Origin of the sequence: Sphingomonas sp. PP-F2F-A104-K0414 (assembly GCF_004340945.1) — a bacterium.
In the GTDB taxonomy this organism is placed as follows: domain Bacteria; phylum Pseudomonadota; class Alphaproteobacteria; order Sphingomonadales; family Sphingomonadaceae; genus Sphingomonas.
Genome location: NZ_SLYD01000006.1, coordinates 73090 through 87157, shown reverse-complemented (window position 1 = coordinate 87157; position 14068 = coordinate 73090). Strand labels below are relative to the sequence as shown.

14 protein-coding genes and 1 pseudogene are annotated in these 14068 nt (G+C 59.9%); 13 read left to right on the top strand and 2 right to left on the bottom strand.

The features are described from left to right. Position 1 precedes the first annotated feature (1 nt). From mobF to C8J46_RS20895, 9 genes are all read left to right on the top strand, one after another. The gene (gene mobF / locus C8J46_RS15375; RefSeq protein ID WP_132741088.1) at positions 2-3265 is read left to right on the top strand and encodes a MobF family relaxase; all 3264 of its coding nucleotides are present in this window, start codon (positions 2-4) and stop codon (positions 3263-3265) included. 2 nt (positions 3266-3267) lie between these two features. Next, entirely contained in the window at positions 3268-4029 is a 762-nt protein-coding gene (locus tag C8J46_RS15370) for a hypothetical protein (protein WP_132741086.1), read from the top strand. Then, on the top strand, positions 4020-5213 hold the full coding sequence (locus tag C8J46_RS15365; RefSeq protein WP_132741084.1) for a nuclease-related domain-containing protein: 1194 nt from the start codon (positions 4020-4022) through the stop codon (positions 5211-5213). The genes C8J46_RS15370 and C8J46_RS15365 overlap by 10 nt, the downstream gene beginning before the upstream one ends. A 139-nt stretch (positions 5214-5352) precedes the next feature. Next, positions 5353-5520 carry a hypothetical protein gene (locus C8J46_RS20900; RefSeq protein WP_165886581.1) on the top strand — a complete coding sequence of 56 codons (168 nt, stop codon included), beginning with the start codon at positions 5353-5355 and terminating at the stop codon, positions 5518-5520. Then, positions 5507-5809, top strand: coding sequence for a hypothetical protein (locus tag C8J46_RS15360; RefSeq protein ID WP_132741082.1), 303 nt, complete (start codon positions 5507-5509; stop codon positions 5807-5809). Before C8J46_RS20900 ends, C8J46_RS15360 begins: the two co-directional genes overlap by 14 nt. After that, entirely contained in the window at positions 5799-6557 is a 759-nt protein-coding gene (locus C8J46_RS15355; RefSeq protein ID WP_132741080.1) for a hypothetical protein, read from the top strand. The genes C8J46_RS15360 and C8J46_RS15355 overlap by 11 nt, the downstream gene beginning before the upstream one ends. A gap of 280 nt (positions 6558-6837) precedes the next feature. Continuing rightward, positions 6838-7077 (top strand): hypothetical protein, encoded by a 240-nt coding sequence (locus C8J46_RS15350; RefSeq protein WP_165886580.1) that lies wholly within the window; start codon positions 6838-6840, stop codon positions 7075-7077. A 347-nt stretch (positions 7078-7424) separates the two neighbouring features. Next, positions 7425-8108, top strand: coding sequence for a ParA family protein (locus C8J46_RS15345; protein ID WP_082445157.1), 684 nt, complete (start codon positions 7425-7427; stop codon positions 8106-8108). Continuing rightward, complete coding sequence (locus C8J46_RS20895) at positions 8105-8455, top strand: hypothetical protein (protein ID WP_165886579.1); 351 nt, start codon at positions 8105-8107, stop codon at positions 8453-8455. The genes C8J46_RS15345 and C8J46_RS20895 overlap by 4 nt, the downstream gene beginning before the upstream one ends. Before the next feature lie 83 nt (positions 8456-8538). On the opposite strand, the gene C8J46_RS15340 is transcribed toward C8J46_RS20895, so the two are convergent. Further along, positions 8539-9432, bottom strand: coding sequence for a hypothetical protein (locus C8J46_RS15340; RefSeq protein ID WP_132741076.1), 894 nt, complete (start codon positions 9430-9432; stop codon positions 8539-8541). 348 nt (positions 9433-9780) lie between these two features. On the opposite strand from C8J46_RS15340, the gene C8J46_RS15335 reads away from it, so the two are divergent. Further along, positions 9781-11016 carry an integrase gene (locus C8J46_RS15335; protein WP_132741074.1) on the top strand — a complete coding sequence of 412 codons (1236 nt, stop codon included), beginning with the start codon at positions 9781-9783 and terminating at the stop codon, positions 11014-11016. A 687-nt stretch (positions 11017-11703) separates the two neighbouring features. Here C8J46_RS15335 and C8J46_RS15330 read toward each other — a convergent pair. After that, positions 11704-12021, bottom strand: coding sequence for a hypothetical protein (locus C8J46_RS15330; RefSeq protein WP_132741072.1), 318 nt, complete (start codon positions 12019-12021; stop codon positions 11704-11706). Positions 12022-12261: 240 nt separating this feature from the next. Between C8J46_RS15330 and C8J46_RS15325 the strand changes: the two genes are divergently transcribed. The 3 genes and pseudogenes from C8J46_RS15325 to C8J46_RS21465 form a co-directional block, all read left to right on the top strand. Continuing rightward, positions 12262-12558, top strand: coding sequence for a hypothetical protein (locus tag C8J46_RS15325; protein WP_132741070.1), 297 nt, complete (start codon positions 12262-12264; stop codon positions 12556-12558). A 193-nt stretch (positions 12559-12751) separates the two neighbouring features. After that, positions 12752-13075 (top strand): hypothetical protein, encoded by a 324-nt coding sequence (locus tag C8J46_RS15320; RefSeq protein WP_132741068.1) that lies wholly within the window; start codon positions 12752-12754, stop codon positions 13073-13075. 624 nt (positions 13076-13699) lie between these two features. Beyond that, positions 13700-14011: pseudogene (locus C8J46_RS21465) on the top strand (Tn3 family transposase); the annotation flags it as partial. Between the last annotated feature and the right edge of the window lie 57 nt (positions 14012-14068).

Sequence of the window (14068 nt, the reverse complement as noted above, 5' to 3'; positions counted from 1 at the left end):
GATGCACTCGATCGCATCCGTTAAATCGGCATCCGGCGCCGCAAAATATTTCACCAAGGACGACTTCGTCAGCGGCGAATATTACACCGATGAGAAGGCCGGTGACGTCAGCATGTGGGGCGGTGAAGGCGCTACCGCAGCTGGCCTTACCGGCACCGTTTCGCAGGAGGCATTTGCCAAGGCGCTCAATGGCGAGCTTCCCTCTGGCGAGCGCGTCGTAGATGATAAGGGTTCGCGACGGCCAGGCTACGACCTGACGTTCTCGGCACCGAAATCCGTGTCGGTTATGGCGTATATTGCCGGCGACAGACGCATTCTTGGACCCGACGGCGCACAGACCAAGGCAGTCCAACAGACCATGGCATGGGTCGAAAAGAACCTAGCCGAAACGCGCTCGACGAAAGACGGGAAAACCGAGGCGGTTAAAACCGGCAATCTGGTCTACGCCCTGTTCCAGCACGACACGAGCCGAGCACTAGATCCGCAGGCACATATCCACGCCATCGTCGCCAACATGACAAGGGGGCCGGACGGCAAACTCCATGCCCTTCATGCAGACCGGATATGGTCAAGCAACAGCGTGATCGGCTCGATCTATCATAGCTTCCTGCGCGATGAGCTGGAGAAGCTTGGCTACCAGGTGCAGATGACCGGCAAGCACGGGACGTTCGAAATTGCCGGCGTTCCGAAAGCGGTATTGGAGACGTTCAGCCAGCGCCGTGAACAGATCATGGAGAAAGCGGCTGAGCTGGGCATTGTCTCGCCGGAAGGCCGTAACAAAATCACCGTAAATACGCGAGATCCCAAGCTGAATGTCGAAGACCGCGATGGCCTCGTGCTCGACTGGATGAAGAAGGCCGCAGAGCAAGGGTTTGACGGCAAGAAGCTGCTCGAAGGAGCGTTACAGAACGCCGCAAAGCTGGAGCAACGCGAGAATGCTGGCCCGATCGGGCGCGGCTACACCGTAATTGCGGACGCCGTGAAAGTCGCGATAGATACGGTGTCGGGCTTGCTCCGGTCACCGGACCCGCTGGTTGACCGCGGCTTTGTACGCCTGGCGCAGTCAACGGGGCAGGCCAACGCGCAGCTTGCTGTCGCATCCGCGGTCCGTAGTCTCAATCAGCGCGAAGCGGCGTTCGACAAAGACAAGGTCGCCAAAAAGGCGCTCGATTTCGGCCTGAAGGGCGTCACCATCGATCATGTCGAGGCGAGGGTCGAGCAGCTCCTCGAGAAGGGCAAACTGCTATCCGGGGAGATTACCCACCAGGGTCAGAAGGTCGAGGCTGTCACGACACCGGAAGCGCTTCACACCGAGGAGAGCATCCTTGCGCGGGTCCAGGCGGGTAAAGACGCAGGTGCCCCGATCGTGGCTCCCTCGGAAGCGCCAGACCGACTGCAGGCCGCCTCCCCTCACCCTCTGAACGAAGGCCAGCTCGCAGCCGCGACCTTGATCGTATCGACCTCCGACCGCATCGTAGCGGTCCAGGGCATCGCCGGTGCCGGTAAGTCGACGATGCTGCAGGCCGTTGCCCGCGTCGTTGAGGGAGAAGGCAAATCGATCCTGGGCCTCGCCTTTCAGAATAAGATGGTCGCCGACATGAGCGAAGGGATGGCACGCCCTGACGCCAGTCCCGGCCGCGAAATGTCGGTCGACCAGATGCAGGATTCCGGCGTTAAAGCCGAGACGATGGCCCACTTCATCTGGCACAACGAAAAGCACGTCACCAACCCGAACACGCTCGATGCGCAGGCACGCCGTGACGAATTAAAGGACACGGTTATCGTCGTCGACGAGACGTCGATGGTGTCGAACCGCGACATGCTCAAAATGCTGACGATCGCTGAAGCGCTCGGCATCGAGAAGATTGCACTGATCGGCGATCGCCAGCAGCTCCTCCCGATCGATGCCGGCAAGGCTTTTGCCATGATGCAGGCCGACAAGATCGGCATGGCGCGCATGGATGACAACCTTCGCCAGCAGACTGACCAGCTGCGTACGGTCGCGGCGCTGGCCAACATCGGCAAGGCGGGTCAGGCCATGAAGGTCCTTGGCGACAAGGTCGTCGAGCATGAGGATCCATCGGCGCACGCCTCCGACCTGTGGCTGGCCCTGTCGCCCGATGAACGTGCCAACACGGCCATTTTCGCGTCCGGCCGCCAGACCCGCGCGGCGATCAATCAGGCGGTGCAAAAAGGCCTGAAGGACGAGGGCACGCTCAAAGGTGACGGGCTATCCATTGCGGTCATCCAGAACGTGAACATCGAGCGTGAGGACCTGCGCTACGCCAAAACCTACGAGAAAGGGCAGCGGCTGGAGATCAAGGGCTCGGTGCCGGAGCTTAACCTCGAACGCGGAGTAGCTGAGGTCCGGCGCAGCTTTGCAAACGGCAAGGTCGAGATCGTCAAAAACGGTAAGTCGATCAAGTTCAGTCCTCAGAAGATCGATCCGATGATCGACAAGGATCGTATGTCGCTCGCGACGATCGAGACGATCCAGGTTCACGAAGGTGACCGGATTCGGTGGACTGATAACGACAAGGAGCGCGGCATCTACAATGCCTCGCTGGCCACGATCGCCGGCATTGAGAACGGCAAGGTCACGGTCGAACTGGCGAACAAGGGACAGGTCACGCTCGAGAAGAACGACCCGATGATGCAGCGGATGGACCTCGCCTACGCGCTAAACATGCACATGGCGCAGGGCATCACCGTGAACAAAGGCATCACGGTGATGCAGAGCTTCGAGCGTAATCTGTCGAACCAGCGGCTCTTCAACGTCGGTGTCACCCGTATTCGCCTCGACCTGACCATGGTCGTCGACAGCCAGCAGAAGCTCGAGATGCAGCTGGATAAAAACCCTGGCGACAAAACCTCTTCACTGGAAAGCCTTGGCCGCCTCGATATCGATGGTGCTGCCATACAGACCAAAGCGGCCGACGATGCGCTCACCAAAGCGATGGAGAGCCTCGACGAGGCGAGCAGCGAAAAGATCCTGATCGATCCCGCCAGCCTCGACATGACGGACCTGCCGCCAATGGGCGCGTCGACCACCGACTATTCCGACATCAAAAACCTCGATGGGGAGATGCCGTCGATCAAGGACGGCCAGGACGCCGATCGGCGCGATGTTCAGCCCGATCGCAAGGACGACGAGCTCGGCATGCGTCCACTCGACATGGACGACCTAAGCGCCCTGCCCGCGATGATCGAGTCTGGCGAACAGATCCGCGGCCTTCCCCAGAAAAACCTCAGTTTGGATATGTGACGATGACCGACACACAAACCACCGTGATCCTCTGCGGCACGGCCGATACCATTCCAGCGGACATCCTAGAACTGCTGCTGAATCAAGCGCGGCAAGGTCGCGGACGCCTGATGATTGTCGACGAAGGCAGCCAACTCACCCGCCTTCAGGCCATCCAGGATACCGACCTCCTGCTGGACCCGGTCAAGGGAAATTGGGACTTTTTTGCGGACCACGTCACTCAGCTTGAGCTCGCCTGCGCCGGCGAAGCAATTTTAAGGTCTGACGGCCTGGAACCCATCATTTACAACCGTCTCACCTGTGTGCTGGGCGAGATGATTTGGGACGTGGCGGGGAGACCCGGTGCCCGACTGCATGACGTCTCGGAAAAAGTTCGTGCTTTCGGGTATCAATCAATGGCCGACGCGATGCGCCTGGACCTCGACGTCTCCACCGACAACCGAGCAGGCTGGATGGCGTTAGCGCGTCTTCAAGAGGATGCCGGACGGTTTGCGGCCGGTACGTCGTCCACCACAACGTCCATTCGCCGCTGGCTGACCACAAGCCCTAGATCAGTTCTGTTCCTGAACGCCGGTGCCGGGGTCAACGACGGTGCATGCCGCTCTGTCCAGGCCGCCATCGACTGCGTCTCACGAATTGAGGTGGACGCCGGGCGAGAGGTCCAAATCGTCCAAATTCATTCAGCGAGCGGCTCCGGCAGCCGGTTGCGGGACGTGTCACTGCCGGCAGTGCATTGGCAGGCCCGGACAGAAGGTTGCTGCTGAAACTCAACAAACCAAAGGGGGACAAATACGTGATCGTTAAGCCGTCGACTAAAGCAGAAGAATGCGTGGCGATCGCCGCGTTCATGGCAAATTCGGATTTTGACCGGCTGCCAGAGCGCGCGCGCAAGGAAACTATGAACCGACAGCGCGGGCTAAACGGTGAGCGATCGACCGCGCATATCCTAGATCGTCACTTCCATAACGCGCCCAACCACGCGCTCTTGCACGATCTGCGGCTTCCGGACGGTATCGGCGGGTTCGCCCAGTTCGATCATGTCATCCTGTCACGACTGTCACGCACCGCTGCGGTTGTTGAGGTGAAGAACTATCGTGGTCGGATCTCCAAGAACGAGCATAATGAATGGCACGTCTGGTATGAGGGATGGCGACGGCCGATCGACATCCCTAATCCACTTGAACAGGCGCGACGCCAAAGGGAGGTTTTAAGGGCCTGGATGAAAGGGCGTCGGCATGACGTCGCGTTCGAGACGATTGGTGCCTTCGTCATCATTCCTCCGGACTGTTCGATCGACCGCTCGAAGGTCGGCGCCGACGTGCCGATCTACAAAGCAGACAACTTCATTGCAGAATGGACGGAATTTGGCGGGATAACTGCGATTGGCCGGCTGTTCTCGACTGGCGTATCAGCGAAGACGCTGTTGGCGATTGGCAGTCAGCTCGCAGGAGACCACCAGCCTGATCCCCGCGGTTTCGAAGAAATGATCGGCTTGCGATCGTCAAAGATCAAGCCGGCTATGGTTGTCGACAACGAGGAAGGCGGAGCCGACGACGAGACAAAGCCTCCCGCCACGCAGCAGGGCGGCATCCAGGCCGTGGCTAGCGCAGAAGAGGCCTCCCCTGTCGTCGCCTCAAGCGAGCCTAAGGCAACCGTGGTCACGAGCGATACCGCGCTGAGCACCATAGCCGCTGAGGGCAAGGCATCGGACAAGATTGAGATCGTGCCTGGTATATACGAGCGCGTACTGCCTGACGGCAGCGTCGCCTTCCTCGCCGGTAGGGATGAAGCAGCGGGTGTTTGTCTGAAGCTGGCTTGCGAGGGCCTGGCCCGGTGGAACCCGCGCTATCGCAACTGGCTGAGCGATGCGAGCAAAGCTCCAATCATCCGAGACGCCCTTATCACGACACATCGGGAACAGCGGGAGGTGAGTCATGGGGTTGGCTGAACGCGACTATATGCGAGCCCCACCCAGGCAACGTGGCCGTACAACCCGCCTCGATGCCGCGCCCACCGACGGTGTAATCTGGGGGGCGACGGTCGATCCCTCGCCTGAAGCCACACCGCGACACCGCCATCGCCGGCTGATGGCGCTGACATTCTGGATCGTCGGCGGGACTGCCGTCTTCACGGCCCTGTGGGCGATCGCCTGCGCGATGATCGGAGCCCAATGGCACGGCCAGGGCGCCACCTTCACGCCGCACACTACGCAAAGCGATCCACGTACCGGGGGGAGTAATCATGCAACACGCTGAAAGTGAACCGTCCTCGGCCGAGCTGCTGACACCCGATGCACTGTCCGACACGGACTTGGCGGACGGCTTCCGGACTCAGTCATTCCACCTAATGCAAGCGCATCCCATCGCCGCTGCGCATCTGGTACTGGCTGCAGCTTCGATCGCGCCCACCTGCGCGGCCGAGCAAGACGTCGCTGACGAGTTTTCGTTCGTCATCGTCGATTTCGCTCAGCAACTCGGTGTTCTCCACCGCCGCGCCGTCAACCGGCGGGCGAAGGAAATTGCGGGGGCTGGTCATGGGCATTGATGACCGAGACTATATGCGCGAGCGCTATCGGGACCGTCAGAGAAAGGCCTCCGGCACAACAATCTGGGACGATCGCAAAGCGAGGGTAGAGCAGCCGCACGACAAACACAGAAAAGCGGTACCGCTTGGCAGCGCGCGTTGGATCGGAGGCGGTGGCAACGGCAGCGGAGTTGGCCCTGGCTGGTTCGATACAGCCAGTCGTGGGTTCGACTATCAGAAGAACCGACATCGTCCGAAACGACATGCTCAGACGCACCCAGCGCAGAAATGGATATTCCTGCTATGCGCGATGCCTATCTTGATCCCCGCCTACCGTGAGGCAAAACGCTCCGGCTGGTTTCCCGATCGCGTGGCGGAACTGCCCTTCCCAGCGTCCGGAACCGTCACGGTCAATAATAGTGTCGATCCAAAGACGGCGACGTCGAAAATTGGGGTGAGAGCGGCAGATGCAAATGTTGTCGTACAGCTGTTTGATCGAAAAACCGACGTTCACGTCATCTCCGTCTATGTGAACCATAACGAGGATGTATCCGTACCGGTGCCACCCGGCACTTACCGGATGAGAATCATCGAGGGGGACAAATGGCACGGTCTGACGAAGTGGTTCGGTACATCGACCACCTATGAGACTGTGGTGCGGCCGATGGTCTTCACACAGCGAACCAGTCGGACGATCGACTTGCATCGGTCGCCGGCCGGCAACCTCCACACCAGCATCAACTTTACCAACCCAAAACCGCTCAACTGAGCAAGGGGAACACACATAAATCGGACACTCGCAATCCTTGGCATGCTTGCGATCGCCCTCCCTCCCCCTGCGACGGCGCAAAAGCTCCTTAAGGGCGGTATCGACACTGATGGTGACATGGAGATGCCGTGCGGCGACCGCTCCTAGGGACAATCGCGCTGGGCTAGAAGCGTACGCGGTGAACCCTGCCGACGGGCTCTTTGCCGCCATGGTGGCTCTAATTTGGGTGGCTGACGCACAAAACGATGGATGCCTGTGTGTTGACCCCCTCCCCTGCCCTTTGCTGAAGCTCCTGGTGTCATATTTGGGCGATCCCCTGCTCGTCGCCCGCGGAGAAGGTTTATATGCCCTCCAGCGCGAGCGGCAGCTTGCTGTGGGTGGGTCGGTCGTTGGCGCAAACAATCAGGCTGCGCTGAAGGCTACAGATTATCTATTGCATGTAAAGCTGCTCTATTTTGCCAACGATCCTGGCAGCCGCGGCGGTCGTCTAACTCCAGCAGCCTACGACGTAGGCCAGTGAGGAGGGTGAATATCCGCAGGATATCCATTTCGTTTGGCTACCAAAAGGATATCCAGTCGATATTCTTCGGTTGGCTATCAACCATCGACCACCATATCGATAGGCCGCCATATCCATAGGAAAGGATATCCATAGGCAGGGATATCCATAGGCCAGCATATGCATAGGCCATCATATGCATAGGCAGCTATATCGATAGGCGATCCAAAGGCTACCAAAAGGATATCCATTGTATATGTCTTGCACTATTAATAGGATTTTGATAGGCAGCCAACAGCCTATGCATGGCCAATCGATTGGAATAGGCAATTAGTAGCCTAGTAAAATGTTAATGAGGAAACGCAGGCATGCCAGCGATATCAGTAGCAAACCCGAAAGGGGGTGCCGGCAAAACGACTCTTACGTTCATTCTCGCTGGGGAGCTGGCTCGCAGCGGCGCGTCGGTTGTCGTCGTCGATGCTGATCCAAACGCAATCATAGCGAAGTGGGGCGCCAGGCGTACCGCTGAGGGGAGGGCACTTCCGTTTGAGATCGTAGCAAGCCCTAAAGAGTCAGAGCTAGTAAAGGTGCTCGACGCCCTCACCGAGAAGAACGACTTTGTTTTAATCGATCTTGAGGGGACGGCTTCGCGGATGACATCAAGAGCACTTGCCCGCTCTCACTTGGTACTGATTCCGTTCAATCTGTCGCCGATTGACGCAGAATTAGCAGCTAATGCCGTTGGTTTGATACACGAGGAGGCGGAAGCCTTAGGCCGCGTTATTCCGTACCGCCTCGTCCGAAGTCGTGACAACGCGGCGATCGAAACGAAATCTGCGAAACGAATTACCTCCGCAATAAAGGATGCTGATCTACCGTTGCTCAACAAGGGACTGGTAGAACGAGCGGCTTACCGTGACGTATTCGATTTTGCATCAACGTTGGAAGAGCTGACCGATGAAAAGACTTCAGGGCTTGCAGCAGCCAAGCGAAACGCATTCGAAGTTGCGTACGCAGTCGTAGAGGCTGTGCGTGAGGAGACTGACCGATGAGCGGTTATGGGTTCAAGAAGCCTAATGCGGCATCGGCTGACGAAGTCGCCGACAAACTCAATCTTTCCGGCCTCTCGAAAGCGCCTCTTCGTATCGATCCTATGAGAGAAGAGGAGGCAGTCGCGCGTGGCGCTGCAATGGGGTTCGTCGATCGTGCCCAGGGGGAGGGCGAGAGTGTCTCAGCTCGACCTAGCCGACGTCGGCGAGAGACAGTCGCTCAGGGAAATCTGTTTATTAAGGGTCCACAGGAAACACTCGACTGGTTCGTTGAATTTACCAACCAGCGTGGTCACCGTTCCTATTGGCAGGCACTTGAGGAACTGCGGGCACTTACCGCGAAGTGTTAGGGTTCTTCTAGGCACCGAGCCTCCTGCAAGTAAGGCAAGCGAACGGGCTAATAATCTTCGTGGGTATCCAAAAATCGCACTGGCTAGTTTCGTTTATCGAGACCCCGTGTGAGGAGGCGGTCAATCTCTGCCATTGCGATATCAAGATCCGCAGCCGCTGCACAAAGCGGACCGTGATCGAGGGACGCAGACGGCGACGGAGACGAACCGGGGAGGGCGGGGGATACCAAACCTCCCGTTTCGAGCCCGACGAGTCTCGCAGCAGCAAGCGCGCGCGCCTGGATATCGGCACCGGCGCGCGACAAGCCAAGCGCGCGCATGAGCTGCTTGCGCGTGGTCGGACCGAGCGCCGCCAAAAGCGTCCAAGCCTCAAACGCCCGGGCGTTGCGGGATAAGCCGACGAGGGCATCCCGACCGCGAGCCAACACCGACTCTATGCGCTCCAAGTTCGTGAACGCGGCCAACGCTTCATGCGTGCTATGGTCGACGAGCGCGGCAGCCCGCTGGGCGTCCGTGACATCGAGGCGAAAGACCGTGCGCGGGACTATCCCGGTAACCGGTGGGACGATGCCGCGTGCAACAAGCACAAGGTTCAGGGCCCAGCATCCGGCCGGCTCGGACGCAACGTAATGCCGCATCGATCGGGAGGGCAGGGGGAGTAGCGCCTCGTGCCCAGAGCTTTCGGCGAAGTCCGGCGCGCGGATCAAAACGTCGACCGCGACCGCAGCGCGCGCCAGCCCATGGAGCGGATGATCCGGACCGGCGTCCGCCAGTCCGCAGGCACCGGTGAGGGGGCCACCGGCAGCCGCCTGCGCCAAGGCATCCTCGGCGGCGTTGAGCAATGCCAGCGCATCGACCTCGAACCCGCGCGTCGCGTTGACCATGCGAACGACCATCGTTGCAGCGTCGGCAATCGGTGGCACCCCGTGTGCGGCAAGCCAGAGCACGACGGCGTCGCGGCGTGGGTCGTCGGTCATTAGGATCGAGCCAGGATCGCTGCTTGGCTGATGCGCAGGGCCGACATCGCCGGCGCCGGCGTCGCGCCGATACGCACGCCATGCGCTGGCAACGTTTGCCAGGCTCGCAACCCTGCGGATTTCGGGGGACGCAAAGCGCGCTGCGCCAGCCAGTCGACCGAACGCGTAGGTAAGGGACGTGAAATCAAGGAGCGACATAGAGATGGCAGTACGCTAGTAAACTGTAAATCACTAGGCAGCATCTTTTAGCAATAAAGGTGACTTACCATAATCGGACATTATGGTAACTAAAGGGATGTGCTACGAAGCTGGAATGCAGGGTAAATCAGACCGGCGGGCGCGGCCCGCATGAGCGAGATCGTCGTCCACCGCACCGACGGCGAGGGGCTGCCGATCCGAGCGCGGCGTGGGATAGTTGAGCCAATCGATGCCCGCGTTACCCGGTTGCTTGGCATTGCGCTGCCGGCTGATGCCGGCCCTGTCAGCGAGATCGGTTTCGCGGCGCAGCTCGGCGCTATGGCCGCGGCGAGCAAGGCGGCGCTGGCGTCGGACCTGGCCTGCTATCTGCTTTGGTGTGAGGACATCCGTGTCGCCCCGCTGCCCGCCGAGCCCGAAAACCTGGTCCGCTACATTGCCATGCTCGAGGCGCGGGGTGCCAAGCCGGCCACGGTCGCGCGGCGGGTTGCCAGTCTTGCCACCGCACACGGCCTGTCAGGCCTGCAGGAGAGGGGGCACGCGCCGACGAGCCACGTGATGGTCCGCGCTGCGCTCAAGGGCCTGCGCCGGCGTCGTGGCGCGGCCCAACGCCAGGCGGCCCCGTTGCGCTTCGGGGCCTCGCTAGATCCCCATACCAAGGGGTTCACGCTGACCGCGCTGTTAGGCGCCTGTGGCGGCGATCTGCAGGGCCTGCGTGATGGCGCGCTGCTGTCGCTCGGCTATGACGCTGGACTGCGGGTCAGCGAGCTCGTCGCCGTCACCGTCGCGCATATCGATCCACACAGCGATGGATCGGCGCTCCTGTTCATCCCATCGTCCAAGACCGATCAGGAAGGGCAGGGAGCCTGGGGCTGGCTGTCCGCGGACACGATGCGCCGGGTCGGCGCCTGGCTGGTCGCGAGTGCGATTACCGAGGGGCCCGTCTTCCGCCGCGTCGGGGTCGATCGGCGCCGTCTCCGCGCTGCGGTTCCGCCGATGGCGTACGAGGCAATCCCGGGGCACACGCGGCACTGGCAGGAGAAGCTCAAGGGCAAGAAGGCCGAACCGGCGAGGACGGTCTACACCGTCGGGACGGCCTCACTGAGTCGGCAGGGAGTCAACGGCATCTATCGGCGTGTGGCGCTGAGTGCATTCGATCAGGGGCTGGTAGAGATGCCGATCGCGAAGGTTGAGGAGGCGGCGCGTGCCCTGTCGAGCCACTCGCTGCGCGTAGGGCTGACGCAGGATCTGTTTGCGGCCGGGGAGGACGGCGTTGGCATTGCACAGGCGCTGCGATGGTCTTCACCGTCGACAGCGCTACGCTATGGGCGGAAGCTTGCAGCCAGGAGCAATGTCGCGGCGCGCGTGTTGTCGAAGATCAGAGGCTGATAATCGCCTTACCCGGTAAGTCTTACGGGACAGACAACGGTCCCGGCAGCTGCCGGGGAAACCACGTCAGGAGGGCATCGGACAGGGCTGCTGCAACAACCGAGGGGTCGCCTGTTCGTGTGCCGCTAGCGCGCACCGTGGTCGCCTGCCCTGTCCAAACCACGTGATCGTCGCGGCGCAACGACACGGTCACTTCGAGCCGGGTCACGATCAGACCGTGCAGTTGATCCTCCCCGAGGGCAAAGTCAGCGACGGGCCTCCAAAACCAGCCGCCATGCCCGGCTTATCCGATCGGTCGTCGCCGGACCGGACAACGCCGCGCTGGGTCTGCGATACCTCAACCTTGGCGATGTAAAGGCTGTGGTTTGCGTCGGGCAGGGGCAGGAAAGGTGTCCAAAGGAGCGTTCGCCGAACGGCGTCTTTGAACGGTTTGGTGATAGCGGGAGACGTGGTCGGACTGTCAGCAGCAACGATCGCTATCGTGCCTGGCTTCACAACGGATCCGGCAACCGGAGATTGCACTAGGGCTGCGGTCGCAGCGAACAGGAGAACGTACATCTGACAGGCGCCGATCAATTACAGGAGTGAGGAGCGCCAACGGCATCGCGCTGGCCATCCGCGTTAAAAGTGGTGATGAACCGTGATCGAATGCCGATCGTGATCGCGACCTGCCGTTCCGACAGCCCTCTAGTCGAGCTTCTCGGCGTGTCGATCAGCCCATTCCTTGCCCTCATCGCCTCCCCAGAGAAGCCAGGCGATATAGCCGGCAGAAGGATCAGTGTCCGGTCCCCACTCATGTGTTTTGCCGTCTTTATCGACCTCGTGACGCGCGAAGTAGCTATGCATCGACTTCACATCTTCGGTGGTCACATCATCCTGCGCTGCCAGTTGCTCGGCACGACGAACCCCGACGTCCGTACCGCCTCGCCCGAAATCGTCGCGCAACTTTAGCCCCTTCTTCGCATTGGCGGCGATTTTCGCAGTTGGTTTGAACGTATCGGGCATCATGCTCTCCCTGAGATGATGTTCAAAACGCCTAGCTTTTCGAACATATCCATGATGGCGTAGCGGCGGAATTTGCCTCTGATCCTCCCAGGTAATGCTGGATGAGTGGGCCATAAGGTGGGGTGGGCCGAGACGGTGTTCTCAGGGGTTCCTGTGTCCTGACAACAAGGAGTTAAATCGTTGAGTTAATCGGAAACTAGCCTCGCTTGGAAGGTTCTAGAGCGAGCAAAGGACATCGACATGGCAACCGAACAGCCGAACATTGCACCTGGCGAAGTAAAGCCGGAGCCGAACGACGCGGATAACGCGGCGACTGTTTTAGACGATGCGCAGATGATCGAAACGCCGGGCGGCGGGGGGCTAGGCGGTGCCGATGCCGCGGATGTCCTGAGTGGATCGGGAAAGCTTAGCGGTGGTGCAACGCCGCACAGCCCTATCGATGTGCCAGTTCCACATGGTGGTGGTAACCCAACTCGCGAAGCGCAGCTCAGATCGTTGAACGATGGCCCCAAGGAACCGCATACCAATCCGAACTGATCATTCCTGCAGCGATCCCGAGGAATATCGTGCTGGGGGTATGGCGGTTCTAGCCTTGCGGGGGTCGGTGTATGGCTCGGCCGTCGTCAGTGATTGAGGGCGACCGCTATCTCGCGCTGCGTTCGGGCAGACGGCTACGAACGAACGCTGTGGTCGCAAATACCGGCCGGTTTACTTGGCCAGGGTTCACCGCGTGATCGAAGCGTTCGAGTTGGGACTGCCGGCGCATGCCTTCGAACGCCAGGATGATGGCGACGACCTTGGCTTTTACGCGCCCCCGCGTTTGCTCAAGCACATTGACGAGGCAGCTGTCGGCGCACTGACCAGCGTGTACCGCGATTCGATCCCCCCTGGCGGGCGGGTGCTCGACCTCATGTCGAGCTGGGTCAGCAACCTGCCGGACGGAGCGTGCCCAGTAGCCGGCCACCTTTTCAATATCTCCACTAAACCGAACAGTCGATCTTTGTCGACACCGTGGGGCTCCGACCGTTGTTTGTTTCCCATGATCGAGAGATGACGACCTTGGCGCCTTTGTTGAACATGATAGTCGTGATCTGCGATCCGCCGCCCGGGTTTGAGCCACCCGTCACCATGCCCGACGAAACGACCTGACCTACCGGGCAAGTCAGATTTTCCGCTGACAGCAGGGGACGAACATTGCGGTAAGCGATCGACCCCTGCCACTGAGTTAGCTTGACGGGCATGTCGCCAACCGCTGCGGCCGGGGCTGCCATCATGAAAGTCAACGACGCAGCGCAAGCCAGAGAGCAAGATTTTAAATTCATAGCTATTCCATGGGTTTATGGGCGTAGCGCTTTGAGGCACTAACCTCACGAAGCACACTTTACGTTCGCTTCTTCGGTTTGGCTCCCCCCAATTCCACGATTTCCAGCAAAACAGCGTCCGGCCGCCATTCCGGTGGATAGCCATACACCGCAGGGGCGCAAGAATACGTTTAGTTCCACTGCAATATCTCGACTGGATTCTACTAAGACAAGATAATGTAAAATATCATATACACCGTACTTTATTTGTATTTACGCCACTTTATTGTCCTGAGCTGAGACTGCGTCTGGTATGAAATAAAGGTTACACTTTAGATTGGGTTATAACTGGAACCTCGTACCGCAGCGGGCATTGCGCCCGAGCAGTTGCCCTTCAACGGCTCGGTCGTTTCCGTGGCCGGGGTCTGTAGACCCAGCAGACCCAGCAGACCCGCGCGGCCGCAACTAACCTTGTCACCACCGCCGTTATCATTCTGTTTAACTGCCGCTATCTCGGTTGTACCGTCGGGGAAAGGCGGCGCCGAGGAAGTCCCATTAATCCGGCTATGCTGTCCCGGCTCTCGCCGCTGGGCTGGGACGGCATCAACCTCACCGGCGATCATCTTTGGTCCGACCGCCTCGATCTCGATGGCAACGGCCTTATGCTGCTGCTCATCAAGCCACTTCCGTGGATCTGTGTCTGGAAAATGCACAGGGGGGGCCAAAGCGCGATGGTCGTTGAAGGT

Bases quoted from the DNA above. Each gene is read 5' to 3' on its own strand.
- mobF (WP_132741088.1), top strand. From the start codon at position 2: ATGCACTCGATCGCATCCGTTAAATCGGCATCCGGCGCCGCAAAATAT.
- C8J46_RS15370 (WP_132741086.1), top strand. From the start codon at position 3,268: ATGACCGACACACAAACCACCGTGATCCTCTGCGGCACGGCCGATACC.
- C8J46_RS20900 (WP_165886581.1), top strand. From the start codon at position 5,353: ATGGCGCTGACATTCTGGATCGTCGGCGGGACTGCCGTCTTCACGGCC.
- C8J46_RS15360 (WP_132741082.1), top strand. From the start codon at position 5,507: ATGCAACACGCTGAAAGTGAACCGTCCTCGGCCGAGCTGCTGACACCC.
- C8J46_RS15355 (WP_132741080.1), top strand. From the start codon at position 5,799: ATGGGCATTGATGACCGAGACTATATGCGCGAGCGCTATCGGGACCGT.
- C8J46_RS15345 (WP_082445157.1), top strand. From the start codon at position 7,425: ATGCCAGCGATATCAGTAGCAAACCCGAAAGGGGGTGCCGGCAAAACG.
- C8J46_RS20895 (WP_165886579.1), top strand. From the start codon at position 8,105: ATGAGCGGTTATGGGTTCAAGAAGCCTAATGCGGCATCGGCTGACGAA.
- C8J46_RS15340 (WP_132741076.1), bottom strand. From the start codon at position 9,432: ATGACCGACGACCCACGCCGCGACGCCGTCGTGCTCTGGCTTGCCGCA.
- C8J46_RS15335 (WP_132741074.1), top strand. From the start codon at position 9,781: ATGAGCGAGATCGTCGTCCACCGCACCGACGGCGAGGGGCTGCCGATC.
- C8J46_RS15330 (WP_132741072.1), bottom strand. From the start codon at position 12,021: ATGCCCGATACGTTCAAACCAACTGCGAAAATCGCCGCCAATGCGAAG.
- C8J46_RS15325 (WP_132741070.1), top strand. From the start codon at position 12,262: ATGGCAACCGAACAGCCGAACATTGCACCTGGCGAAGTAAAGCCGGAG.